Here is a 26,781-nt window from a genome sequence, read left to right on the forward strand (position 1 = left end):
ATAAATTCATCTGCAACAATAGGTTAATCTTCTACGCTGTATCTTACTTCTTTAAAAGTAGCAATATCACCATCAAGTTTATCATTATCAGTTTGTATTAATTGAACTTTTGGATCATAATCTGTTCTTTTTGCATCTTCTATATCATCGATTGAAAATGTATAGACAGTATTATTTTCTACAGCTCCTTCATGAACAGTTTCATTTGCGATAGTAATAAATGCAGGTTTACTCTCATCGATATCCTGCATTTTAATTTCAATTTCATTACTGTCAGCTGTAATATTTGATGTCAGTATTTCCAGTTTCCCGTTTCCTGTGTCATTTTCGAATGCTGCCTCAATACTTCCGCTGTTTTCTTCGGTGATACCTTCTTCAGAAGAACACCCGCTTAGTGCAGCAAAAGATAGTCCGGCGATTAGAATAAATTTAAAATTTTTCATCGATATGCTCCTTTTATGTATATATTTATCTTTTTTTAATATACACTAATTAAATGTAATTTTTCCAGTTAGAAGACAAAAAAAGAGACACCCGGAGGTGCCTCTTAAAAATTAAACTATTTATTAAACAGTTTCAACGTTGACAGCTTGTGGTCCGCGTTGTCCTTCTTCGATTTCAAAAGTAACTTTTTGACCTTCTTCTAAAGTTTTGTATCCTTCACCTTGGATAGCTGAGAAGTGTACGAACACGTCGTCTCCTGCTTCTTGCTCGATGAAACCAAAACCTTTTTCTCCATTAAACCATTTCACAGTTCCTTCATTCATTGAAAAAACCTCCTTGTGCTTATGCACGTGTTATTTTTGCAGTTTTAAACATTTAAAAGAGTTTTTTCAGTAATATGAATAGAAACTATTTAAACTTTGACTTAAAAACTACACTCTTAATATACCATGGTCTGACCAATAAGCCAACCCAATTATCAAATTATTTTAACTTTCACACGCCCAATTATCTTTATCTCCGTCCATTTTAGACTGATATGCAGGATGGTCGCTGGCAACGCCGTCAGGGAATTCAGTGCGTAATTCAGTACAGTTTGCAAAGTTATAAGAAGCACCTGAACCCGCATCACTGCTTTGATTCAGATTAGTTTCAGGCACAGTTTCAACAACTGCTTCTTCTTCCGTTTCACTGTTAAACCCTTCGCCAGTTTCGTTCACATAGCCTGGAATTGACCAGATGCCAAGCTGATTATCTTTGGCATACTGTTCTTTTTCACGGAATTCAACAAGGTAGCGCTGCTGCTCATATATGTAACCCACTCTCGCAAGCCCTTCTTCAAGCAGCACTTCATGAACACTCTCACCGTCAGCATATAAATAGACTAAATGTCTGCCATAGTGATCCGTCTGTTCACCTTCATCATACTCAATATGCAAAATATCAGCATTGTTCATCAGCTCAGTCATTCTCGCTGAAGCTTCGGGACCAAACGGTTCCACAGGTTTATTCGGATGCACTGTTTCCGGTGTATCGATTAATAAAAGACGCAATTTCAACAGATTATTATCACTGTCTATAACATGAACAGTATCACCATCCACCACACGATAAAGTTCTACTGCCGTCAAACCGTCCATTTGTGAAGATAACTTTTCCTCTTCTTCTTTCTCTTTCTGAGCCTGTTTTTCTTTTTCAGCTCTCTCTTTAGCCGCTTTTTCCGCTGCAAGTTTTTCTTCTTTTTCCTGCTGCTCTTTTGTCTCACGCTCCACTTTTTCCTGTTTTTCTTTGTCAGCCTGAGCCTGTTCTTCTTCAGCTTTCTTCTGAACTGCTGCGTCTTCTTTTTCTTTCTCGACAGTCAACTGCTCTTTCTCCGCCTGTTTTTCAACTTCGGAGTCTGCTTCGTTCGCTTCAGAAATTTCTTTCGCTGTCTGTACAGACTCTGATTCTACTTTTGCTGCTGCATCCTCTTCTACGTTAGTTCCGGGAAGAGTAAATGCAAATAACAGAAACAGTATAAATCCAATAATAAATCCATTGCGTGAAATTTTACTGAATTTACCTTTTTGCTTGTACTTTAAATTATAAAAACGGCTGGATGCCATCGATATGAACATTCCAATCGACACCATGACCCATAAAATTAAGAATGCTTCATTGATTGTGGCACCTTCTATAATCAATGCGCGATTGATCATCAGAATACCAGATACAGTTAACAGTACAAATACCGGCTTCCAGAAAGATGCGCTATCTTCCTTATCAGTCCAGTGTCCGTGCATTGCCAGACCGAATAAAACTGCTGTGGAAATCGTTCCAATAAAAATTAAAAAACCGAACATAATACCCATTTAGTCAACTCTCCATTAAATAATCATGTCTGTTTATTATACGTGATAAAAAGTATCTGTGAATAAACAATTAATGGAAACTTTGACCAAGTTGGTACTTATCCGGATTTTGATATTTTATTAGTTTTCTTTCGCTAATTTATACTGTCTTTAAAACTAAGGGAATTTTATAAAAATAAAAATCGGCATTGAACATTAATCTGTTCAATACCGGTCTGATTTTTATCTATTAAATGATTCCCATAATGAATGCGACGGCCATTGCAAGTATACTGAATGCCCATACCCACCAGAATGCATAGCGGATATAACGTCCCATTTCGATGCCTGCAAGTCCTACAGCGAGCCATAATGCCGGTGCAAACGGACTGATGAATGTTCCGATAATATTACCAATCATAATTGAGTATGCTGCAGTAATACTGTCAACACCGTGTGCTGTGACAATCTGATCCACTACAGGTAGCAGTGCAAAGTAGTATGCATCAGTGTTCAGCACAAGTTCAAGCGGTGCACCGAAGAATCCGATAATGTAGTGCAGATACGGAATAAGGAATGCAGGCAGTATGACTACGATATCCTCTGCCAGTGAATTAAGCATCCCTGTGTTTTCAAGTATCCCAAGGAATGACCCTGCTGCGAGAATTATCGATGCCATCATTAAGGCACTTGGTGCGTGTGCTTTAATTCTGGCCATCTGAACATCCATCCTTCTGCAGTTAAGCGGCAATGCGATACTTACTGCCGGCAGTAATCCTGACATCAATGTCCCCACAACAACAAGTGTTAAGAGCAGGTTAAACCATAACATTTTCGGACGTTTTAATGCTTCTGTTTCAGCATCGATTTGCTAATCCAGATTAAAGTTATCAAAATTAACACCTTCTATCAGCATATCTTTCTTCTGCAGTCTCTTTTTCTCAAGACTGCCGATTAACGCTGCCGATGCAATAAGCAGTACGAGCTGTACTCCCTGCAGCGGAATAAGCGGCTGCCACAGTTCTGACGAGTCCACGCCTAATACAGCTGCAGTACGGCCGAGCGGTCCGCCCCAAGGTACCATGTTCATAATACTTGCACTCATACCAACGAGCATGACGAGCATATACGGGCTCATATTTAACTTTTTATATAGAGGAAGCAATGCGGGAATAGTAATCAGGAAAGTTGATGCTCCTGAACCGTCCAGGTGAGCAATTGCGCCAATAATAACTGTAGCCATCGCATACAAGGATAACATTTCCTTTTGACAGCTTAACCATTCTTGTTATAAGCGGATTAAACATCCCTGTATCCTGCATAATTCCAAAGAACATAAATCCCCTTATGACTAATGCAAAAAAAATTGGATAAACCTATGGATACTAATTAATTTTATTTGTTATCTCATTTACCGGGCTGGTATGACAGGTGTTCATCTGACTCCAAACCTGTCAGGGTTCAGATGATTCCCGTTCATATGAGTCCAAACCTGTCAGGATTCAGATGACACCCGCTCATATGAGTCCAAACCTGTCAGGGTTCAGATGACTCCCGCTCATATGAGTCCAAGCTTGTCAGGATTCAGATGACACCCGCTCATATGAGTCCCAGCTTGTCAGGATTCAGATGACTCCCGCTCATATGAGTCTAAGCCTGTCAGGATTCAGATGACTCCCGTTCATATGAGTCTAAGCCTCAACCTGCCTGAGAACCATCCCAAAATCTGCAAAGAAAAAAGGATAATCAGTCCAATAAAGAACTGATTATCCTTTGAATTTATAATCTTAAAGCATTTCTGAAGACGTTCTGCCCTGCATGTGTAACTGCAGGTAATCCGGTCCGCCCGCTTTAGAGTCTGTACCTGACATCTTGAATCCGCCGAATGGGTGGTATCCAACGATTGCACCTGTACAGTCACGGTTGAAGTATAAGTTACCTACCATGAAGTCACGGCGTGCTTCTTCAATGTGCTCTCTGTTTTTCGTAATTACTGCGCCTGTCAGACCGTAGTCTGTATCGTTTGCGAATTCGATTGCTTCTGTGAAGTTCGATGCTTTCGCAAAGCCGACTACAGGACCGAAGATTTCTTCCTGCATTAAGCGGTCATCGTGCTTAAGTCCTGAGAATACTGTAGGGTTGACGAAGTGTCCTGTTTCATTGTCGACTGTGCCGCCAACTTCAAGTTTACCTTCTTCTTTACCGATTTCAATGTATTTCTCAATTTTTTCAACTGAAGCGTTATCGATTACCGGCCCCATGTAGATATCTTCTTCAGGGTCACCGATTGTTAATTCTTTCGTTCTTGAAACTACTTTTTCAAGTAATTCATCGTGAATGTCATCGAGAGCGATTACACGTGAACATGCTGAACATTTCTGTCCGCTGAACGCGAATGCTGATTTAACGATTGAGTCCGCTGCAAGATCAAGGTCTGCACTGCTGTCAACAACGATAGTATCTTTACCGCCCATTTCAGCGATAACACGTTTAAGGTTAACCTGGCCGTCCTGTACGATTGCAGCTTTTTCGTAGATGCTGACACCAACGTCTCTTGAACCTGTGAACGATACAAATGCTGTATCTTTGTGTTCAACTAACAGGTCACCGATTTCACGGCTTGAGCCCGGAATGAAGTTAACAACACCTTTAGGCATGCCTGCTTCTTCAAGCACTTCTATAAATTTGTAAGCAATTACTGATGCTTTAGATGATGGTTTTAGTAGTACTGTATTTCCTGTAACAAGTGCAGCTGCTGTTGTTCCAGCCATAATCGCAAATGCGAAGTTCCATGGAGAAATAACAAGGCCGACACCTAAAGGAATATAATCGAATCTGTTATATTCGCCCGGACGTGATTCAACTTTGCGTCCGTCTTTTAATTCAAGGTTCTGTCTTGCATAGTACTCAAGGAAGTCAATTGCTTCTGCAGTATCTGCATCCGCTTCTTTCCAAGGTTTACCTGCTTCTTTTACAAGCATAGCTGTGAATTCGAATTTTCTTTTGCGGACGATTGCAGCCGCTTTGAAAAGAACATCTGAACGGAATTCAAATGTAGTTTTTCTCCAATCTTTGAATGCGTCTTTAGCAGCATCCATTGCCTGTAATGCTTCTTTTTCACCAGCCTGTGACATGTTACCGATGATTTCTGATTTCTTAGCCGGGTTATACGACTCAAGCTTTTTATCAGTATGGATACGTTCACCGTTAATAATTAACGGATAATCCGATCCGAAGTCTTTTTTAATTGTTTCAAACCCCTTGTTTAACGCATCTTTATTCTCGTCTAACGAAAAATCTGTAAATGGTTCGTGTTTGTACGGTATCATAAAATAAATTCTCCTTTGTTTTTTAATAATATATAAAACTTATTAAATTGTTTCCGCATTTTTAAGATAACATTATTTACTAAATTGTCCAACTAAATCAGGTTAATTTTTTAAATATTTAGTCCCTTTTCATCAGCGAGTTCACAATATCTATATATGTTGATACAGCAACCTGTAAAACGCTCTCATCCAAATCGAATTTCGGATGGTGATGGCCGTATTTCAGCTCAAATGGAAACAGCATATATGTTGCTTTACCATTTTTTTCAAGCACTCTTTCCATCATCATCGTGACATCTTCCGATGCTCCGAGCGGCAGGGTATCTTTTAAATCTGTAATCAGCTGATTGTTTTTTACAGATTGTTTTACAGCTGTTATAAGCTCATCCGAACAGACTGCATTCGGCGCTTCGCCCATGTCGATAATTTCTACTTCGTTTTCATACATATCGGCGGCAGCCTGAATAACGGTTTTTGCTTTTTCATACATATAATGATTAAGCTCCGTCGTCTCGCCGCGTGTTTCTATTTCCATAAAAGCAGTATCGGCAATAACATTTCTGCCGCTTCCCGCTCTCATCGTGCCGACGTTAATTCTTGTTGAGCCGTCGCCGTGGCGTGCAATCGCATTTAAATTCAATGCTGCACTTGAAGCTGCAAGGAGAGAGTTATTTCCTGCGTCGGGTTCCACTCCGGCATGCGCCGATTTCCCTGTGAATTTCACATCGAACTTTGAACTTGCGAGAAAATCAGTCGTTCCTGCACTGACTGTACCAACCGGCATATTTCTGATACCGACGTGTCCTGAGAAGAAATAATCAACGTCATCGAGCCAGCCTTTTTCTACGATTGATTTCGCACCGCGCACATTCTCTTCTGCCGGCTGGAAAATAATTGTGAACTTGCCTTTAAGAGAATCTTTGCTGGCATTTATATAGTCCGCTAAAAATAATCCGGTTGTAATGTGCCCGTCATGACCGCATGCGTGCATTTCACCTTTGTGCAGTGAGATAAACTGCTCTTCGCCCGGAATATGATCCTCATCTTCAGACTCTGTAATCGGCAGGCCGTCGATATCAAAACGAGCTGCAAAGTGCGGTCCGGGATTACCTGTATCGAGTGTCGCAATAACTCCGGTTGTTCCTTCTTTAACATATTCAAGAAAATCTTCCGGTACACCGTAATTAATTGCTCGTTCATAACTTTTCGTAAACTTCTCTTTTGCAGGAACTCCGGCCCGCGCACTTCTTAAAAGCACATCATCCCCGAGATAGAGCTTGTAATCCATCTGTTCAAGCAATTTATAAATTTCATAAGTTGTTATAAATTCAGTAAATCCGACTTCCGGCAAGCGGTGGAATCTGCGTCGCATTTCAACCAGATTTTCTTTAATCGTCGTCATATTATTCCTCCGCCAGCTTTTCTAACGAATCCATTGCCATATGAACCATCGCAGTAATACCGTATTCAAATGCATCTTCATTCAGTCTGAATCCCGGATTATGGAGCGGTTTCTGTCCTTCGCCGACAGAAGTGCCGAGCCAATAATATACTCCCGGGTATTCCTTAAGAAATCTGCTGAAGTCTTCTCCTGCAAGACTTGGCAGCAGTGCAGGCGTTGCCTCTTCACCGTACAGATTATTAACGGATTTCTTCAGCTGTGCTGCCCACTCCGTATCGTTCACTGTTGCAGGATAGCCGTCGTAAAACTCTATTTCCACAGTTGCCCCCATTGCTGCAGTCACCTGTTCGACGATTTCGAAGAAACGTTTTTTAGTCAGTTCTTTCGTATCATCAGACTGGGTACGGATTGTTCCTTCCAGTTCAGCAGTTTCAGCAATAACGTTGTGCTTTGTTCCTGCATCAAATCTTCCGACCGTAACGACTGCCGGCTTCATCGGATCAGCGTTTCGGCTGACGATAGTCTGCAGTGCACTGACGACCTGGTTCCCCGCAATAATCGCGTCCGTTGTACTGTGCGGCATTGAGGCATGCCCGCCGGAACCGGTAATTTTAATTTTAAAACGGTCAGAGTTCCCCATAATCGGACCGGCCATTACACCGAATTTACCGACTTCAAGGTCCGGCCAGACGTGCTGCGCCAGCAGCATATCCGGTTTATACTCGTTAAATACACCATCTTCCAGCATGCGTTTCGCTCCGCCGACCGGCGACAGCTCTTCAGCCGGCTGAAATATCAGCAGTATCGTTCCTTTAATCTTGTCTTTGTTATCGTTCAGAATTTTTCCGGCATGAAGCAGCATCGAAGTATGAGCATCGTGACCGCATGCATGCATGACACCGTCATTTAATGAAGTAAACTCTTCTCCGGAAGTTTCCTTAATAGGCAATGCATCGATATCTGCTCTGATACCGATGACTTTACCTTCCTGTTCACCTTTAATAATACCGAGTACACCTGTCTCAGCAAATCCCTTCTGGTACGGAATATTAAATTCGTCCAGTTTTTCCTGGATGCGTTTTGATGTTTCAAATTCTTCTGTGCTTAACTCCGGATGAAGATGGAGCTTTCTTCTGAACTCAACCGCATCATTAATAATATCTTTACTGATTTCCATTGTCAGTCACCCCGTGATAGATTTTGTGCATGGTTACTTTTTATAGTAAGCGATAAATTCATCCTGCAGCGAATCGCCGATATAGCCCTGGCCGGCGTTCATCATCCAGTCGTAGTTATCATATTTCACATTTAACACTTCACCTTTACATTCCACTTCTTCGTTTAAAGGCAGATATAAAACGTGGCGGCGTTTGCCCCCGTATTTCAATCTCGTTCTCATAATTTTAAAGCCGAGCTTGAATTTATCTTTTAAGCTCGCAAGATTTACCGGCATCACAGTTGAGAAAATATAATCGAAGTCCCCGCTCTCACGTACCTGATCTATTAAATACTCACCCATTTTCATCTGCAGTTTCTGTCCGCGGTGTTCGGGATTAACCAGTGAAATTTCAGAGTAAATTGAACGTTCTCTTGAAACGCCGACATCGTCAGCCAGATGTTCCTCCTCGTCCATTGAAGGAATGTACATCATGCGGAGTGCGATCAGTTCATCTTCGAAGTACACGCCCGCAACGTATCCCTGTTCGAGACACTTTTCGAACTCTTCTTTCGTAAGTTTCTCCAGCACTTCCTTTTGTTCAAGGTGTTCATAAACGGAATCCTGCAGACCCATTATTTCCCCGATATCATTTAAGTTAAGTTTTACAAAATTCATTGTAATGCCGCCCTTCCTGTTTGAATTTGATGTTTAGATTGTGCGCTGTCCGGCTATTAATATACTGAGGAGTTGTTGTAAAATGAATATATTAGTGAAATGTCAGAACTCCAGCAATAATAAAACGTTCTTTAAATTGATAAGTGACAAGGATGTAAAAAGTACATCCGTTGATAACTTTATATATAACTGCATGAGAAAAACCAGTGACTTTGATGAGGATAATTTATTGGTGGAGCTGATATATCCGGACCACACAGAATTATATTTAGAATTCAATTTAGATTACAGCCGTTAATTGACGGCTGTTTTTTTTATTTAATATCTTCCAGCCATTCGAACATTAACGGTACCCACTTCTGGACGTGCGGGTTTACTTTACCTGTAATATTCGTAGCAACGCTTAAGCCGTGATCGCCTTTATGGAATGTGTGCAGTTCCCATGGGACATTGTGCGTTTCCAGTACATTGGCAAAATCCAGTGAGTTTTTTATAAAGACGAGTTTATCTTCCCCCGTGTGCCATAAAAATGTCGGCGGAGTATTTTCCGATACATAGTTTTTAACCGTTGCTTTATCGAGTACATCGTCTTCAATCGTGCCGCCGAATACCATACGGCTGGCCATCGACATGTACTGCGGGTCGCCGATACCTCTTTCTTCTGCAATAATTCTGTTCAAATCGTAATCCAGTATCGGATAACCGAGCACCTGGAAGTTCGGACGGTACCACCTTGATTCTCTGCCAGTTAAGTCGCTCAGCCACTCCTGATTCCAGTGGACACCGAGACTTGCTGCGAGATGACCGCCTGCAGAAAAACCGAGCACGCCGATATTATCAGAATCAACGTTGTATTCATGAATGTTCTCTCTGATATGCGACAGCGTTAACGCCAGTTCGATTAAAGGGTTCGGAAACTCGGAACCGAGAACTTTATCAGGCTCAACCATCGATGCGATTTTGTACATCTCATCTCTTTCCGCCGTTCTGCCTTCTGCTTCAATCATCGAACCAATCGTTGAGTAGCGCAGGATAAACACCTGATAGCCCTGTGCAAGGAATTCGTATGCCATCGGTTCCGCTTCCCGTTTTGATACGTACATGTAGCTGCCGCCGGGGCAAATGACCACTGCCGGCTTCGCTTCAAACTTCACGCCGGAGTCCCCTAACAGTGCTGTAACTTCTGCATGATAATTACCAACTTTAAACTTTTTGATTTCCATCGACTCTGCCTCCGTACTCTTGTTACTTTAATAGTACCAAATATTCAGTACTTTTATGAAGGATAAAGAATCTGGATATTCATACGGGGGAGATGTATAATGAGCTGTGCAAATAAAATTACGAAGAGGTTCTTAGCCCTACCCTCTTAAAAAAACTAAGACACACTGACACGTGCCTTCGTTGGCGCGTGTTTTTTTATTTTAAGGAGGATTTTATCATGACAGAAGATTACTCAAAAGATTTAAGTTTACTCGGTAACCAAAATGTTGATTATAAATTTGATTACAATCCGGAAATTCTGGAAACATTTGAAAACGGACATATCGGCCGCGACTACTTCGTTAAATTCAACTGCCCGGAATTTACGACGCTGTGCCCGATGACGGGTCAGCCGGACTTTGCAACAATTTACATCAGCTACATTCCGGATGTGAAAATGGTTGAAAGCAAATCATTAAAATTATACTTATTCAGCTTCCGCAATCACGGCGGATTCCACGAAAACAGCATCAACATGATTGTCGATGACCTGGTTGAATTAATGGATCCTAAATACATAGAAGTATGGGGCAAGTTCACACCGCGCGGCGGAATTTCAATTGATCCTTACGTGAACTACGGCAGACCGGGAACTAAATACGAAGCGATGGCTGACCACCGGATGATGAACCACGACATGTACCCGGAGAAAATAGACAACAGATAATTGATTAACGGGGACGGCTAAGAATTTCTTCCATTTTAAATTGGAGGGAATATATTGATATTTTATTTGACCGCACTCTTTGCGGGACTGCTTGTTGTTTCCAACATACTGGCAGTGAAAGTGTTTACGGTTTTGGGATTTGACCTGCCTGCCGCCGTTATCGTTTATATGGCTACATTTTTAATTACCGATGTTATCGGGGAAGTATACGGCAAGAAAATGGCTGCCCGTGCAATACGAGCAGGATTTGTAACGCAGATTATCGTATTATTTTTTATATACATAGCAATTGAAGTACCCGCTGCACCGTTCTTTGAAATGCAGACGGAGTACGAAATGATTTTAGGCGGAAGCTTCCAGGTAATTATTGCCAGCCTGGTATCTTACCTCGTCAGTCAGAATCTGGATGTATTCATCTTCCATAAATTAAAAGAACGTCACGGCAGACGCCATTTATGGCTCCGCAATAATTTCTCGGCAGTAATTACACAATTTGTTGATACGAGTATATTTATTGTTATCGCATTTATCGGTACAGTTCCGACGAACGTGCTGATCAGCATGATTTTTATGCAGTATATCGCGAAAATAATAATCGTACTGCTGGACACACCGATTGTCTATCTGCTGGTTGGAATTGCACGTAAACAGCTCGACAAAGAACGCGCACTGCTGATGAGCGTGACACAGCAGCTGAGTTGATAGGTTTGCCGGGTTAGTGTGACAATGAAACACACTTAATGGCACAGTAGCGTGGTTACTGTGACAATGAAACACGCTCATTGTCACAGTAGCGTGGTTACTGTGACAATGAAACACACTCAATGGCACGGTAGCGTGGTTACTGTGACAATGAGGCAACCTCAATGGCACAGTAGAAATAAATAAATCCCGTACGTTAGCTCTACACTGGAGACGTACGGGATTTTTCTAATTTTATATACTGTTTCTGACTACTTTTCTGTAATATCCAAGTGACATCAGTGCAAATATTGAGTACAGCACTGTGTATGCTCCCATTACGATCAGCGTCGGTGTCCACATTTCAATTCCGAAGATAAACCATCCGGATTTGACTGCAAACAGTGAGTGCAGCAGTCCGATTATTAAAGGAATACCGAATGAAATTATCATTTTCAGTGCAAGTCCTTTTAATATTTCTCCCTGTGAGAATCCAAGTTTACGCAGCACTTTATAGCTGCCCTTCTCGTCTTCACATTCATCGATCTGTTTGAAGTACAGTATACATCCTGATGTTAACAGGAATGCGAATCCTAAGAATCCGACGATAAACGCCATCATTCCTGACATTTGAATCGTCTCGTTGTATTCCTGAATCCTTGAAGTAAATTCTGGATTTTCTTCATCATCCATCAGCTCAAAGACTTCCTGATTATCCCCGCCGGCTATATTAAATGCATACAGTTCAGAAGGCATTTCATATTCAGCATTTGATTCCGGCTGGTGTTCAGCAAGCTGCTGATACACCGCGTCATCGACAACAAGTACAGGCATTCCGAATGACAGATACGCAGGCAGGATTCCTTCTTCCATCGTTTTTGTCACTTCTACAGTTCTTTCAAAGCCTTTATCGTCTGTAAATGTGACCGGGTCTCCTTCTTTAAATGATACAAACATATCGAGGATTGCCATGGTACCGGTAACGTGCGTCTCATTTTCCGAAACATCAAAGCCGTCAAATTCCGCATCACTTGCGATGACGAGTCCAATTGATTCCAAATTGTCGAGTTCTACTTTGGTATTTTCTTCTGTAGTGGCGACATTGTAATGCATGAATGATTTTTCCATTCTGTCGATTTCATAGCCCTCTTCATTAAGCAGCTCTTCGTAGAAATCAATTTCTTCTGTGCTGTTCACCGTGTAATCATAAGGTGTTCTGCTGTCGAGCATTTTATCCGTTGAGTAATACGTAATATACGACAGCGACATCGCTGTAATACTGATTGCCGTAATAACAGCAATCGCCGTTAACAGAAATGCATTCGAGCGCATTTTAAACATGACACTCGTTACCGATAATACGTCATTTACATTGACGTGGCCGTTTTTACTTTTACGGACCATATTTAACACAAATGCGACTGAACATTTAAATGTAATGTAGGTACCGAGAATCGTCAGGAATAAAATAGAAACCATATAAATAGGCAGCATAACCGGATTTTCCATCGCACGGTCGAACATCGTCTGCGACATATAGTATCCAAGTGCAATCATCAGAATCCCGGCAATGCCGAAAACAATCGTCAGTTTGCCAATCGGTTTCCCTGTGCTTTCAGATGTTTTATTCAGTTTCAGCATTTTTATCAGTGATGAACGTTTCAGGAACACGTAGTTCTGAATCATCAGCACGATAAAGATAAACACAAACACCGCAGCTGTAATCAGTGCAGCCGTTGGAGAAAACTGCATCTCGACCATCATATCAACGCGCATAATCTGCAGAAGAAGCATTAACAGCAGTCTTGAAATAAAGAATCCGAGTAATATACCGCCGATTAAACTTCCGAAATAAATAATAAAGTTTTCAAGCAGAAGTATACCGAATATTTTTCTGCGGTTCATGCCGATCAGCTGGAACAATGCCAGTTCTTTATGACGTCTTTTAATGAAAATCATGTTCGCAAACATTACAAACAGAATAATGATAATGACTACCGTGACCGAACCGACTGAAAACAGAGCAGTCATCGGTGTGCTCGTAGTGATTTCTTCCATTGCCGCTTCATCAATTGTCAGTGTTAACAGTGAGAAAAACAGCGCCACACTGAAGATCAGTGCAAAGATATATAAGCCGTAGTTATTTAAGTTTCTGACGAAGTTTTTTAGAACTAAATTATTCAGCTTCATCGACGACACCGCCCAACACACGCTGTGTATCCAGTATTTCTCTGTAATACGCATCCTGTGACATTTCACCGCGTGTAAGACTCGTATAAATCTGTCCGTCTTTTAAGAAAATTACACGATGTGAGAAACTCGCTGCGGTCGCATCGTGCGTCACCATTAAAATACTGGTGTTCAGCGTTTCGTTCAGCTGCTGCAGTTTCTTAAGTAAGTCGCTTGCCGATTTCGAGTCCAGTGCTCCGGTCGGTTCATCTGCAAAAATAATTTTTGGCTGATGGATAAACGCCCGTGCCGCACTTGTACGCTGTGCCTGTCCGCCTGAAATCTGGCCCGGGTATTTTGCTGCAAGATTACTGATGCCGAGCTGTCCTGCTACGCTGTCAAACTGCGCTTCCGCTTCCCTTTTAGACATTGAACGAATTGACAGCGGCAGCATAATGTTTTCTTTTACTGTCAGCGTATCGAGCAGATTGTAGTCCTGGAAAATAAATCCGAGATCGTTCTTTCTGAAGTCCGCGAGCTTTTTATCTTTTAATGTCGTAAAATCCACACCATCGATGTATATGTGACCGCCGGTCACATTGTCGATTGAGCTGAGCACGTTCAGAAGCGTTGTCTTGCCGGAGCCTGAAGCACCCATAATTGAAACGAACTCACCTTTGTTTAAATTAATATCTATCCCTTTAAGCACTTCTGTGCGGTTGAATTTATTACCGTAACTTTTTTTAATATCTGTCGCTTTTAACAGCATAATTGATTCCTCCTGTTTTTCTTATTAACTACAGTTTATACCGTTTTAGATGCGGTATCGTTTGATTCAGCGAACAAAAAACACTATGAAGTGACATTTTTGTCACTTCATAGTGATTCTAGTAAACTCATTCGCCAGATTGAACGTTAAAGTTACAGTCGTATATTCACCGTACTGTGAAGCTGCTTCGATATTTATACCGAGCACATCGCATACTTCCTTCGTTAAATACAGACCCATACCTGTCGACTGAGCATCGTCGTGATCGCTCGTCGAAGTAAACCCGGATTCGAATATCCGATTAATATCTTTCTGCTTAATACCTCTGCCGTAATCGGTAATTGTCAGTTGTGCCTGGTCATTAATAATATTGCCGTTAATGACAATATCGTTGTTCCGGGAGTACTTCACGCTGTTTGTAATAATCTGATCCAGTACAAACTGCATCCACTTTCTGTCCGTATGAACAAGCGGTTCACTGAGTTCAATATCAAATCCGATGTTTTTCTGCATGCAGATATCTCTCAGCTTTTTAATGGAAATATTCAAAAGTTCTGCAAGATTAATCTCTTCTATATATAAGTCATTCTTAATATTCGGCAGACGTTTTAAATACAGCACTTCGTTCAGCATGCTGTTGAGACGCGACCATTCAGCACCGAGTTTCGTTTTCGGTTCGCCGTCAAGATCATCGATCATCAGTTTCATCGTCGTGACCGGCATCTTCATATCATGTATAAAGCGTGTCAGTTCATCCAGATTCTCACGTGTGCGCTGTGATTCCCGGTCCAGTTCATTCTGATGAGTCCGGCGCAGTTCATCGAGTTTATCGTAAATCATACGCTGCTCCGGCGTGCTGCCTGATGACATGCCGACAACATCATCCAGTGATTCCAGGTGTGCAAGATCACTTGTGAATTGTTTTCTTCTGATAAGGTCCCAGACGATATAAATAATAAAAATCAGCAGATTAAAAATAAATATATACAGTACAGCAATATTCGGAATGCTGTTATCGATAAAACCGATTAATAATATTACCAGGTTAAAGACTGAAAACAGCAGGAATACAGGAATATTTTCTTTTATATACATATTCATCTACTCCTTTAAGATATAGCCGATACCTGTCTTCGTAACAATCGCATCAGTCAGCCCGATTGACTCAAGCTTTTTACGCAGTCTGTTCACGTTCACTGTGAGTGTATTGTCGCTTATAAATTTCGAATCATCCCACAGGGATTCAATAATTTCTGTTCTGGACACCGTGTCCCCCGTGTTCTGGGATAATATCGACAGAATATATGATTCATTTTTTGTCAGTTCAAGGCTCTCGTCTTTTATCGTTACCGTCAGCTTTTTAAAATCGAATACCGCATTCCTGAATTTAAAAACATCGATTTCCTTATGCTGATACTCATACGTTCTTCTCAGCAGCGCCTGCACTTTTGCATTCAGCACTTCGAAGTTAAACGGCTTCTGCACGTAATCATCAGCCCCCATCTGCATGCTCATCACCATGTCTGCTGGATGGTCTCTCGATGATAAGAAGATTATCGGCACACTGGAGACGTTTCTGATCATCCGGCACCAGTAAAAACCGTCGTACTTCGGCAATGTTATATCAACGATAACAAGTTCCGGATTGTACTTTATAAAATCATTCATGACATCGTTAAAATCCGTCACACCGTACGCATCAATATCCCACTCTTTAAAACGCGCAGCCAGTTCATCCATCAGTACCGGATCATCTTCAATTATAAGTAACTTCATCTAAAAAACTCCTATCGTTTTCTGATCGGCATTACTTTTAAATACGTAAAGCAGCGCCATATCCATTCCAGCGGTCCGTATGCAAAAAACTTCATCCAGATGCGGCTTAAAATCAGCTGGATGGCAAATACTCCGAGCGCAATCGGGATAAACCATATTGCTTCAATACTATTAAAGAGTCCGCCGACGTAAAAAATCCCGAGCATAATGACTGTCTGGCCGATATAGTTCGTCAGCGCCATCTGGCCCACCGGCTGAAGGAGGCTCACCAGTTTAGGAAGTTTCAGTAAAAGTAATGCAAATGCTGCAACATAACCCAGTGACATCAGCGGTCCGCCAATTGTACTGGACAGCTGTGAAAGCTGAACATACACATCATCATGTGACTGGTACGTTGTTAAGTATCCTGTAAATATTTTTACCGGCAGACCGATGCCGATGCCGATAACCGCTGTTTTTCTCAGCAGGTTTGTATGCTGTCTTAAATTTGTAAAGTAGCCTTTCTGTCCCGCATACAGTCCGATTAAAAACATGGCGAGTACATTCGGCACTACAAACACAGCACCTGCAACAGACATTCCCAAAACAGTTGCGTTCATATTAATAATGTCGGCATATGTACCGTTTAAAATTGTTTCTGTCATATTCAGTGAAAAGTAAAAACCTTCCGATTCAAGGCCGCTTCCTGCAGCCACTGCATTCATCATGTATACTGCCGCTGAAGCGAAAATGACCATGATTGATGTAATAATCAAAAGAGCTCCTGCAATGATTAAATTCGTTTTCGGTTTAAATTTATACGCGATCAGCAGGAACAGTCCTGTAACTGCGTACGTCCACAGTATATCTCCATACCACAGCAAAATCCCGTGCACTAAACCAAACACGAGAAGCAGTCCGAGCCTTCTTAAAAACAAAGCAGATGTCGACTGTGTTTTCTTTTCAGCACGCGATAAAAATATAAAGAACCCAAGACCGAATAAAAATGAAAACATCGTGTAAAAATTCGTCGTGACAAACGTGTTTATAAAAAATAATGATAACTCATTCCAGAAACCGGTATAAATCTCACTCCGTGTACCTGAAAAACTGTCATCGAGATCCGGGCCGGCAAATGACATGATATTCATCATCAATATACCGAGTAATGCAAATCCGCGGATGCCGTCAATCTCAAAAACTCTTTTGTTAAACTCTATCGGATTATTCTCTCCCATAACTCACCCTCCATTTACAATAAGTATACTTGTAAGGAAGAAAAATTAAAACTGATGATTCAATTGGACAGCCACATGCGGTCGATAAATCACTTTCGACCCGATGAATGAGCCACATACGGCCGATAAATTGTCTAAAGCCGTATGAAGTTGTCTCATCCGGCCGGTAAGTCACTTTCGACCCGATGAACCAGCCACATGCGGTCGATAATCTGTTTTCGACCGCATGAGCCCCGCACAACAAAATAAAAAAGCCCGGATATCTTTTTTAGATATCCGGACTCCCTTATTAGAACTGCATAAACGCTGGCGGTTCACCTGTAATATATGAATATAAATAGTAGAAACAAATACCAAGTACAGGTATTACGATAACTACAAATAAAAACAGTTTTAAAAACTTTGTCAGTATTTTATATAAAATCATGATGGCAATTATAATCAGTCCGCCATACAATATGTTCTGCCATGTATAATCCAGAATATAAAATCCGGTGTAGTTAATTACAAATATTGACGCGACGCTGGCTAAAACTATCATTACTAAACGCATTAACACATTAACCGCTCCCTCTTATCGTCATTTAATTATAATTCATTCACCGGATTATTCAAGAATTTACACAGTCTGCGGTTTGATTTGTGTTGCAGCAATCAGGCCGCAAAGTACGAATGCAAAGCCTAACCACGGACCGTAGCTGATATCGAAGTTGCTGATAAACAGCCCCCCGATTACAGCACCGACTCCGATTCCAAGGTTAAGTGCCGACATGTTCCAGCTGAACACGTTCGAGCTTGAACCTTCAACGTTTTCTACAAGTCCGCCCTGCACTGCAGGTGATGTTGCCCACTGGAACAAGCTCCATACAAACATATTAATGTAGAACAGTACCGGTGTATCGTAAAGGAACGGCATTACTGCAAGACTTACAAGGAACATCGACATACTCACCATAAGAGTCTTCTTTGGACCGATTTTATCGATTAAGTTACCGCCGAGATACGTTCCTGTCATACCGCCGACTCCTGTAATTAATAATGCGAACGACACGTTTTCGAGCGTGAATCCGTGTGATGTCATTAACGGTGAAATATAACCGAGAATAATATAGTTACCGATTAACACTGCAAGTGTTACACCAATATATAATGCAACGTTCTTTCTCGATTTAATTCTGCTTTTCTGCACGCCTTCAGGTGTCTGATCAACAAGTGCTTCCGAACGGACGAACATTAATACACCAATTCCGACTAAAACGGCAAGTATAATTACAAGTCCGAAGATTATTCTCCAGCCGAACTGTGCGCCGATAATTGTTCCAATTGGAATACCGAACACGTTTGCTGCACTGAATCCCATATAGACAAGTGCAAGCATTTTACCGCGGACATGCGGTTCCGACAGCACGACTGTCATATCAAGAATCTTAACGATAAACACCGCTGCCGCCATCGCCGTAATTACACGGCCGAGTGACAGCATTAAGAATGTGTCGGCAAGACCGAACACTACGTTACCGACAATAAACACTGCCAGTGAAAGCAGCACGACCAGTTTCGGCGGCATGTTTTCAGTCAGGCGGATCAGTATCGGACCAAACAACGCAAAACTCACTGCGTAAACAGTAATCAGCTGACCTGTTAAAGCATGACTGATTCCAAGATCATTACTCATTAACTCAAGTATTCCGGAGACAATCAATTCCATCATTCCAAGCAGGAAAATCCCCACTGTAAAGGTGATAATTAATTTTTTATTCATATGTATTCCCCACATTTAAGATTATTTAGTTTAAAAAGGCAACTTGATTATTATACAATTAATACAGATGTGTTTCAAATGACTTTTTGTGTCTAATTTATATATGAGGTGTAATTATGAGGAGAATAATGTTTTTAGCGCCCTTTATCTTACTGTTCCTCGGTGCATGCAGCAGTGAATCCCAGGAAAACTATACACAGATGCTCGGTGCTTTTGAGCGGAACGATACGGAACTGAATACGAAGCTCGATGATACGGCGAAAAACATCAGCAGTGAAGCGAACCGTGACAAAGCACTGAAGTCGATCAATGAAGATATCATCCCGGGCGTCGGCGACTTTCGCCAGACGATTAACAACTACACGCTGACAGATGAAAATCATGTGACAGTGCAGGATGCGATGATTGATTATTTAAATGAGGTTGAAGACCTGATGGAACTGTACAGCGATTTTAATGAAGAGTTCTTTTTCGTTAATCCATTAGGAGACGATTCAATCGATGAGAAATTAAGCAGTGCACTTGAAGATATCAATGCTCAGGAAGAAGATGTGAGTGCAGCAAAGGTAAAAGTGAATCAGCTGATTGGCGATAATCAGACAGAATAAATTAAGATCCCCGCAGATTTTTTATAATCTGCGGGGATCGTTTTAACAAAACCGTTCTATGAAGTTGTGTGAGGCAATACCTTCTGTTAATTCTTCACCGTATTTTGAACGTAAAGCTTCTATTAAATTAGGGTATTTCGAAGCGTCTTCCAAATCTTCAACAAATACATTGATTCCGTCGAAGTCGGAACCGAGTCCGATATGCTTTTCTCCGCCCAGCTCAATAATTTTATCAACATGTTTCAGCAGGTCATCAATAGTTACTTTTCCTTCTCCGATAAACGGCGGACAGAAAACAATATTAATCATCCCGCCTTTTGCAATCAGCTCTTTAATTTGTTCATCATGCAGATTGCGGGCATGGTCATGTATACTGCGCGCATTCGAATGACTCGCGAATACATATTTCCCGTGTTCTATTACATCTTTAAAACCTTCAGTGTTTAAATGACTGACATCTATCAGTACATTATTTTTGTTACACTCTTCCACCACTTTCAAGCCGAACTCACTTAATCCTGTGCCCCGTGTCTCCCCGACACCATCTGCTGCGAGATTACCGTTATTCCATACCAGCCCAAGCGACAGCATTCCAAGTCTGAATAGTGTGCGGAGTTTCATTAAGTCGTTGCCGAATGCATCGGCCCCTTCCAATGTCAGTACTGCACCGTATTCATGTTCTTTTAATTTTTTAATATCCGACAGCTGTTTGATATGCACCATATTATCCATCGTCAGCACTTCTTCGTAAAATGCATCAATCTGTTCCAGTGCATGCTGCCACTTTTCATTATCGGGAATACCAGGAGAGATAAACACTGCATAGAACTGCACTTTTACATTTCCTGCAATTCTCCGTTCCATATTCATGTCCAGTTCATCAGAATTCAAATAATTCAGCCTGCGCTCCTGCCCGAAGTAACCATGTGTTCCGCGTGCATCACCCTGCAGCTTCAATAAAGCATCACAATGTGTATCAATAATATTCATAAATATCTCCCCTTTTCTCTCTGATTCCATTATAATAGAAATTAATACATATGAAAACGTTTTCTACTTTACTATTATTCATCATCTTGTATAATTATTTAGTACAATCGTATTAAATAATTAAATTAACAATAAAAAAGAGGTATATTATGTCGCGTTTTTCTACATTTTTAAAGTTCTTCATCCCTTCTGTCATCGGTATATTCATGTTCCTTGTACCCTTGAATATCGATGGAGAAACTACTGTTCCCGTTGCCTTTCTCGCTGACACGATTATAAATTTCGTCACAATTGAAGTCATTACGCTGTTAACTGTCATCACGATTGTGGTCTCGGCTATTTTCAGTATTATATACAGTTGGATTTTAAAATCCGGTTCAGGTTTTATGCACGATGTATTTAACACTTCAAATTTCTGGGTTATTTTAAGAACAGTCGGTGCTGTTTTCGCAGTTCTGGCGTATACTCAGGTCGGTCCGGAGATGATTATTTCCGGTAATACAGGTGCGATGATCCTAAATGATCTGCAGCCTACATTATTCACAGTATTCATTATTGCAGGTTTCTTCCTGCCGCTTCTGTTAAATTACGGACTGCTTGAATTCGTCGGAACGCTTTTCGCTAAAATTATGCGTCCGCTGTTCACACTTCCGGGACGTTCTACAGTCGATAACCTTGCATCATGGGTCGGCGATGGTACTGTCGGTGTTATTTTAACAAGTAAGCAGTATGAAGACGGTTTTTACTCAAAACGTGAAGCGAGTGTTATCGCTTCAACATTCTCAGTTGTATCTATTACATTTACAATTGTAATTCTCGACTTAATCGGCCTGATGAACATGTTCGGCCAGTTCTACTTAACAATTATCGTTGCAGGTGTTGCAGCAGCATTTATTATGCCGCGCATTCCGCCTTTATCAAGAATTGAAGATACGTATTACAATGACGGCTCGGCACTTGAAGAAACAATTCCCGAAGGCCACAACCCATTCTCATGGGGCTATAAACAGGCTATGGAAAAAGCTGAAAAGTCACCGGGTGTCATTTCTTTAATTAAAGAAGGTGTCAAGACAGTATTCGATACATGGTTCGGTGTCCTTCCGGTCGTTATGGCTATCGGTACACTTGGTACCATTCTTGCAGAATACACACCAATCTTCTCATGGCTTGGAATGCCTTTCGTTCCGCTCCTTGAGATGATCGGAATTCCTGAAGCACAGGCAATGAGTGAAACACTCTTTATCGGCTTCACCGATATGTTCCTGCCGGCAATTCTGATTGAAGGCGTACAAAGTGATATGACCCGCTTTATCGTTGGTGCAATGAGTATTACACAGCTCATTTACCTGTCTGAAGTCGGCGGAGTTATTCTCGGTTCCAAGATTCCGCTCGGAATCGGCAAACTGTTTATGATTTTCTTATTAAGAACAGTAATCACTTTACCAATCATTATCGTTGCAGCATTCCTTATTTTCTAATAAGCAAAAAGTCAGCATCCGTCTGGATGCTGACTTTTTTTATTTATAGCTGACAATCGTATATTTCTTTTTACCGCGTCTGAACACAGTGAACTCACCGTTAATTTTATCTTCTTCAGTGATTTCGTGATTTACATCCTGTATTCTTTCACCGTTAACGTAAATGGCACCATTTTGAATATCTTCACGTGCCTGGCGTCTTGATGGTGACACCCCGGCGTTTACAAGTACGTTAACCAGACTGTTGTCTCCGCCGTCCACTTCTGCTGACGGTGCGTCTTTCAGTGCATCTTTAATTTGTACCGCATCAAGTGATTTAATGTCTCCGCTGAATAATGCATCTGTTACTTTCTTCGCTTCTTCAAGTCCTTCAGCGCCGTGGATGAACTCAGTAATCTCATCAGCAAGACGTTTCTGGGCTTCTCTTAAGTGCGGCTCTTCAGCTACAGATACTGCAAGCTTTTCAATTTCTTCACGCTCAACGAATGTAAACAGTTTAAGGAACTTGATTACATCTTCGTCGCGCTGGTTCAGCCAGAACTGGTAAAATTCGTACGGTGATGTACGTTTTCTGTCCAGCCAGATATTACCCGATTCAGTTTTACCGAATTTTTTGCCGTCTGCTTTAGTGATTAACGGAATCGTTAATCCTTCAGAGTTTGTTGTACCGTACATTCTGCGCATCAGATCAAGACCGCTTGTGATGTTGCCCCACTGATCGGAGCCGCCGATTTGAATTCTAACACCGAACTCTTTGTTTAAGTGACCGAAGTCAATCGCCTGTAAAATTGTGTACGTGAATTCCGTATACGAAATACCTGTTTCAAGACGTGATTGAATCGCATCTTTTGACAGCATGTAATTCAGTCCAACGTGTTTACCGTAATCGCGCAGGAATGAAATTAAGCTGATATCTTTAAGCCAGTCTTTGTTGTTTACAAGAACTGCTGCGTTATCGTCGCTGAAATCAAAAATTCTTTCCATCTGTCCTTTAATTGAATCAACGTTGGCGTCAACTTCCGCTTCTGTCAGCAATTTGCGCTCGTCTGCTTTAAATGAAGGGTCTCCAATCATTCCCGTCCCTCCGCCGATTAATACTACCGGACGATGACCGTACTGCTGGAAACGGCGCATTGTTAAGAATGGTACTAAGTGACCGATATGAAGACTGTCTGCTGTCGGGTCCGCACCGCAGTACAGCGAAATTTTTTCCTGTTCGAGCATGTCGTTAATCTTTTCTTCGTCAGTCATCTGATAAACAATACCGCGGTATTGTAAGTCTTCCAATAATGTAGTCATAATTTCCTCCAATAATATTATTTTAATGAATAAAAAAACACCCATACTTATACAGTATGGGTGCGTTACACGGTACCACCAAACAATTTATCTCTAAATTAGAATATACGTCATCTATTACGATTTGAACTTTTATGATGAGTGTATTCGTAAAATTATTATCATCTGCTCGCACCGCCCGCAGACTCTCTGAATCAAACAACAATACTACTTCTCTCACCGTTCAAATTATTCATTAAATTTTAACCTAGTATATTATCAGCATGATAAAAAGTCAAGTTCCCTGCAATCATCCCATCCATATTGTTTTGACTTTCCGGCATTTTGATATACGATTATATGATTGAATTACAATATGTTTACACCGGCTTTTATCACTATGAGTGTAAGAAGAACATATGATATAATCTTTTTAATAGGAGGTTGGCATGAATAAGAAAAATGACTTTATTGATAATATAAAAAAGATGTTCTCGCGCAAAGATCCTGACAAAAAGAAAGACAAAGTTCATGGAAAAACAGCGAAGGACAAATATCATAATACAGTCGCCCGCTTTAAAAAAGCAGGGTCTCCGCTCAGGGTGTCGTTCTTCACAGCATATGACACTATATGGAATGTATTTTTATTCTTACTATTAGCATTCACCCTGCTCGGTATATTCCTTTTCAGCATCGGTCTCGGTTACTTTGCAGCACTCGTCTCGGATGAGGATGTGCTTGCACAGGAAGAAATTTTCAGCGACCTTACCGAAATGACTGAAAGTACGACTGTATCATTCGGCTCCGGCGAAGAGCTCGGAACATTGAGATCCGACTTACTCCGCGAAACTGTCGATTATGAAAACATCTCGGAAAACGTAACAAGTGCATTAATTTCAACCGAAGACGAACACTTCTACGAACATAACGGCGTTGTTCCGAAAGCATTCCTCCGTGCAACACTGCAGCAGGTTGCAGGCGGAGAAGAAAGTTCCGGAGGCAGTACGATCACCCAGCAGCTTGTTAAAAACCAAATGCTGACAAACGATCCGACATTCGACCGTAAAGCAACAGAATTACTGCTTGCTTTCAGAGTTGAAAACATACTGTCTAAAGAAGAAATTCTTGAAGCATACTTAAACGCAGTATCATTTGGACGTAATGCCAACGGTCAGAATATCGCAGGTATCGAAGCTGCCGCACAAGGTGTATTTAACAAACCCGCTGCAGAGCTGAACATTGCAGAAAGTGCATTTTTGGCAGGACTCCCGCAAAACCCGTACGCTTACACACCATTCAACCAGGACGGTACAATGAAGGAAGCTGAATTACTTGAAGCCGGTAAAAACCGCCAGGAATTCGTTCTTTCAAGAATGCTGACTGAAGGTGCCATTACTCAGGAAGAATACGATCAGGCAATGGAATACAATATTTATGAAACGATGGCTTCAAGTGTTGTTGTTCCAAATCAGAACTATCCGTTCCTGACAGATGAAATCGAACGCCGCGGTGTGGAAATTATTAAATACATTCTCGCGGAAGAAGAAGGCATCAGCCGTGAAGACGTCGATTCAACACCGTTAATTAATCAGGAGTACACTCAAAAAGCGAATGAAGCAATGCGTAATGAGGGGTACCGGATTGAGACAACGATTGATAAGAACATTTACGATACGATGCAGGAAACGAAAGACAACAGCTTCAGCTACTACGGCCAGCGCAGCAGTCTTGATGCATTGAACGCAGTTGAAGGTGAAGAAGAAGAAATGCTCGACCACGAAGTCGGCATGGTCCTAAAAGACAATGCTACCGGTAAAATACTCGGCTTCGTCGGCGGACGCGATTACGAAGAATCTGAAATTAACCACGCAACACAGACTAAACGCCAGGCAGGTTCAACGATGAAACCACTGACAACGTTTGCTCCGGCAATCGATCAGGGATTAATTGCACCGGACACGGTACTGCTGGATAAAGAGTTTGATTACAACGGCTATGCGCCGAAGAACTACTCTACTGAAGAGTACGGTATGGTTTCAGCGAAACACGCACTAAGTAACTCATATAACTTAAGTACATTAAGACTGTGGTCTGAAGTACAAAATCATAATCCGGGACAGTATCTGGATAAGATGAATCTCAACGTATCACAGGAACAGTTAAGCTACTTATCATTACCGCTTGGTTCCAATGATATCTCTGTTACACAGAACGTTGATGCATTCTCTACATTCGGAAACGACGGACAAATGACAGAAAGCTATATGATTGAATCAATTACCGACCCGAGCGGTGAGGTGGTTTACGAACATCAGCAGGATCCGATACAGATATTTAAAGAATCAACATCATTCCTGATGGCTGATATGCTTAAAGAATCATTTGTTACCGGCTCTGTTTATCACATTAAAGATTACTACGCATCAGTTCAGGGTGTATATGACTGGTCAGCTAAGACCGGTACATCTGAAAACTTCGTCGACTCATGGATGGTTGCATTTAATCCTAAAGTTACATTAGGTATATGGATGGGTTATGACCGTAACATTCCGCAGGTATACGACACAGATGCAGAACAATATTACCACCTGTACAACTGGAGAAATATGGCGCAGGCATTATCAAACGCCGCTCCGGAGCAGCTTGGTGCTTACGAGGAATTCCAGCAGCCTGCTTCAGTCAGAACAGAAAAATTCTGTGCACTGACTATGGAACTGGATGACGACTGCTCAAGCAGTATGGACAAAGCAGTTAACGGATTAATCGCAGAAGATACACAGTTCTCCAATAAGAGCTCGTTAAACGACACTGCAATTCAATCCCGTATGGGATCAAGGATTGACAGCGGACTATCCAACAGCGACTTAAGAGGACGTGTCACGCGTACGTATGACGACCGATATACAGTAGGCGGCCGTTCATCAAGCAAATCATCGAGTAAGTCATCAAGTAAATCTGATGATGATGACGACGATTAATTGAATAAGAAAAAGCACCTCCGCTTGCGGAGGTGCTTTTTTTGTGCTGTTAACGGAGTCTGGGTAGAGGTTTTGAGAGAAGATTGGTGTGACACTGTCACTCAAATGGGTTTGACTGACTATGTGGAAACGACACTGTCACTCAAGTGGCTTTGACTGACTATGTGGAAACGACACTGTCAGTTCCTCGCACCGGCCGCATCACTCAAACCCTCTCATTGTCGTCCAAATATTCCAGCCACCCATTTCAAACAAAAAAAGCCCAAGATCCGATGATATGCTCCCCCTAAAGTAGACACTTAAAAAG

Annotated in this window: 24 protein-coding genes and 1 riboswitch; of the genes, 5 read left to right on the plus strand and 19 right to left on the minus strand. The window is 41.4% G+C overall.

Annotation, left to right across the window (positions count from 1 at the left end; translation table 11 throughout):
* Positions 1–23: 23 nt before the first annotated feature.
* The 10 genes from HNR41_RS05385 to HNR41_RS05425 all read right to left on the minus strand — a co-directional run bounded on the left by HNR41_RS05385 (position 24) and on the right by HNR41_RS05425 (position 10,061).
* A complete protein-coding gene (locus HNR41_RS05385; protein ID WP_184282464.1) occupies positions 24–443 on the minus strand; it encodes a hypothetical protein in 420 nt (139 codons plus the stop codon).
* Positions 444–566: 123 nt separating this feature from the next.
* Complete coding sequence (locus tag HNR41_RS05390) at positions 567–767, minus strand: cold-shock protein (protein WP_035785698.1); 201 nt, start codon at positions 765–767, stop codon at positions 567–569.
* Positions 768–932: 165 nt separating this feature from the next.
* Positions 933–2,294, minus strand: coding sequence for a thermonuclease family protein (locus tag HNR41_RS05395; protein ID WP_184282466.1), 1,362 nt, complete (start codon positions 2,292–2,294; stop codon positions 933–935).
* A 229-nt stretch (positions 2,295–2,523) separates the two neighbouring features.
* Positions 2,524–3,105, minus strand: a complete 582-nt coding sequence (locus HNR41_RS11380; RefSeq protein ID WP_229714912.1) for an SLC13 family permease — start codon at positions 3,103–3,105, stop codon at positions 2,524–2,526.
* Between the two features lie 39 nt (positions 3,106–3,144).
* Positions 3,145–3,516, minus strand: a complete 372-nt coding sequence (locus HNR41_RS11385; RefSeq protein ID WP_229714911.1) for an SLC13 family permease — start codon at positions 3,514–3,516, stop codon at positions 3,145–3,147.
* A 544-nt stretch (positions 3,517–4,060) separates the two neighbouring features.
* Entirely contained in the window at positions 4,061–5,602 is a 1,542-nt protein-coding gene (pruA, locus tag HNR41_RS05405) for an L-glutamate gamma-semialdehyde dehydrogenase (protein ID WP_184282468.1), read from the minus strand.
* A gap of 118 nt (positions 5,603–5,720) precedes the next feature.
* The gene (locus tag HNR41_RS05410; RefSeq protein WP_184282470.1) at positions 5,721–7,004 is read right to left on the minus strand and encodes an amidohydrolase; all 1,284 of its coding nucleotides are present in this window, start codon (positions 7,002–7,004) and stop codon (positions 5,721–5,723) included.
* Position 7,005: 1 nt separating this feature from the next.
* Positions 7,006–8,181 (minus strand): M20 metallopeptidase family protein, encoded by a 1,176-nt coding sequence (locus HNR41_RS05415; protein ID WP_184282472.1) that lies wholly within the window; start codon positions 8,179–8,181, stop codon positions 7,006–7,008.
* 33 nt (positions 8,182–8,214) lie between these two features.
* Entirely contained in the window at positions 8,215–8,838 is a 624-nt protein-coding gene (locus HNR41_RS05420; protein ID WP_184282474.1) for a GNAT family N-acetyltransferase, read from the minus strand.
* Between the two features lie 314 nt (positions 8,839–9,152).
* Positions 9,153–10,061: an alpha/beta hydrolase gene (locus HNR41_RS05425; RefSeq protein ID WP_184282476.1), complete on the minus strand. Its 909-nt coding sequence runs from the start codon at positions 10,059–10,061 to the stop codon at positions 9,153–9,155.
* Positions 10,062–10,180: 119 nt separating this feature from the next.
* Positions 10,181–10,226, plus strand: a riboswitch (PreQ1 riboswitch).
* Positions 10,227–10,279: 53 nt separating this feature from the next.
* Between HNR41_RS05425 and queF the strand changes: the two genes are divergently transcribed.
* Positions 10,280–10,768, plus strand: a complete 489-nt coding sequence (queF, locus tag HNR41_RS05430; RefSeq protein WP_184282477.1) for a preQ(1) synthase — start codon at positions 10,280–10,282, stop codon at positions 10,766–10,768.
* Between the two features lie 54 nt (positions 10,769–10,822).
* Positions 10,823–11,470 (plus strand): queuosine precursor transporter, encoded by a 648-nt coding sequence (locus HNR41_RS05435; RefSeq protein WP_184282479.1) that lies wholly within the window; start codon positions 10,823–10,825, stop codon positions 11,468–11,470.
* A gap of 234 nt (positions 11,471–11,704) precedes the next feature.
* Here HNR41_RS05435 and HNR41_RS05440 read toward each other — a convergent pair whose 3' ends face one another.
* The 7 genes from HNR41_RS05440 to HNR41_RS05470 form a co-directional block, all read right to left on the minus strand.
* Positions 11,705–13,639, minus strand: coding sequence for an FtsX-like permease family protein (locus HNR41_RS05440; protein ID WP_184282481.1), 1,935 nt, complete (start codon positions 13,637–13,639; stop codon positions 11,705–11,707).
* Positions 13,626–14,390: an ABC transporter ATP-binding protein gene (locus HNR41_RS05445; protein ID WP_229714947.1), complete on the minus strand. Its 765-nt coding sequence runs from the start codon at positions 14,388–14,390 to the stop codon at positions 13,626–13,628. The genes HNR41_RS05440 and HNR41_RS05445 overlap by 14 nt, the downstream gene beginning before the upstream one ends.
* 99 nt (positions 14,391–14,489) lie before the next feature.
* The gene (locus HNR41_RS05450; protein ID WP_184282485.1) at positions 14,490–15,482 is read right to left on the minus strand and encodes a sensor histidine kinase; all 993 of its coding nucleotides are present in this window, start codon (positions 15,480–15,482) and stop codon (positions 14,490–14,492) included.
* 6 nt (positions 15,483–15,488) lie between these two features.
* Entirely contained in the window at positions 15,489–16,163 is a 675-nt protein-coding gene (locus HNR41_RS05455; protein WP_184282487.1) for a response regulator transcription factor, read from the minus strand.
* A gap of 11 nt (positions 16,164–16,174) precedes the next feature.
* Complete coding sequence (locus HNR41_RS05460) at positions 16,175–17,380, minus strand: DUF418 domain-containing protein (protein ID WP_184282489.1); 1,206 nt, start codon at positions 17,378–17,380, stop codon at positions 16,175–16,177.
* A gap of 289 nt (positions 17,381–17,669) precedes the next feature.
* Positions 17,670–17,939, minus strand: coding sequence for a hypothetical protein (locus HNR41_RS05465; protein ID WP_188357526.1), 270 nt, complete (start codon positions 17,937–17,939; stop codon positions 17,670–17,672).
* A gap of 60 nt (positions 17,940–17,999) precedes the next feature.
* Positions 18,000–19,142, minus strand: coding sequence for an MFS transporter (locus tag HNR41_RS05470; RefSeq protein ID WP_184282493.1), 1,143 nt, complete (start codon positions 19,140–19,142; stop codon positions 18,000–18,002).
* Positions 19,143–19,258: 116 nt separating this feature from the next.
* On the opposite strand from HNR41_RS05470, the gene HNR41_RS05475 reads away from it, so the two are divergent.
* Positions 19,259–19,750 (plus strand): hypothetical protein, encoded by a 492-nt coding sequence (locus HNR41_RS05475; protein WP_184282495.1) that lies wholly within the window; start codon positions 19,259–19,261, stop codon positions 19,748–19,750.
* Between the two features lie 42 nt (positions 19,751–19,792).
* Here the strand turns inward: HNR41_RS05475 and HNR41_RS05480 are convergent, their stop codons facing one another.
* Entirely contained in the window at positions 19,793–20,740 is a 948-nt protein-coding gene (locus HNR41_RS05480) for a dipeptidase (RefSeq protein ID WP_184282497.1), read from the minus strand.
* Between the two features lie 149 nt (positions 20,741–20,889).
* On the opposite strand from HNR41_RS05480, the gene HNR41_RS05485 reads away from it, so the two are divergent.
* Positions 20,890–22,218 (plus strand): YjiH family protein, encoded by a 1,329-nt coding sequence (locus HNR41_RS05485; protein WP_184282499.1) that lies wholly within the window; start codon positions 20,890–20,892, stop codon positions 22,216–22,218.
* Between the two features lie 39 nt (positions 22,219–22,257).
* On the opposite strand, the gene tyrS is transcribed toward HNR41_RS05485, so the two are convergent.
* Entirely contained in the window at positions 22,258–23,520 is a 1,263-nt protein-coding gene (gene tyrS / locus HNR41_RS05490; RefSeq protein ID WP_229714946.1) for a tyrosine--tRNA ligase, read from the minus strand.
* A 425-nt stretch (positions 23,521–23,945) separates the two neighbouring features.
* Here tyrS and HNR41_RS05495 point away from each other — a divergent pair, with 425 nt between their 5' ends.
* Positions 23,946–26,474, plus strand: coding sequence for a transglycosylase domain-containing protein (locus HNR41_RS05495; RefSeq protein ID WP_184282503.1), 2,529 nt, complete (start codon positions 23,946–23,948; stop codon positions 26,472–26,474).
* Positions 26,475–26,781 lie beyond the last annotated feature (307 nt).

Origin of the sequence: Jeotgalicoccus coquinae (genome assembly GCF_014207425.1) — a bacterium.
GTDB lineage: Bacteria > Bacillota > Bacilli > Staphylococcales > Salinicoccaceae > Jeotgalicoccus > Jeotgalicoccus coquinae.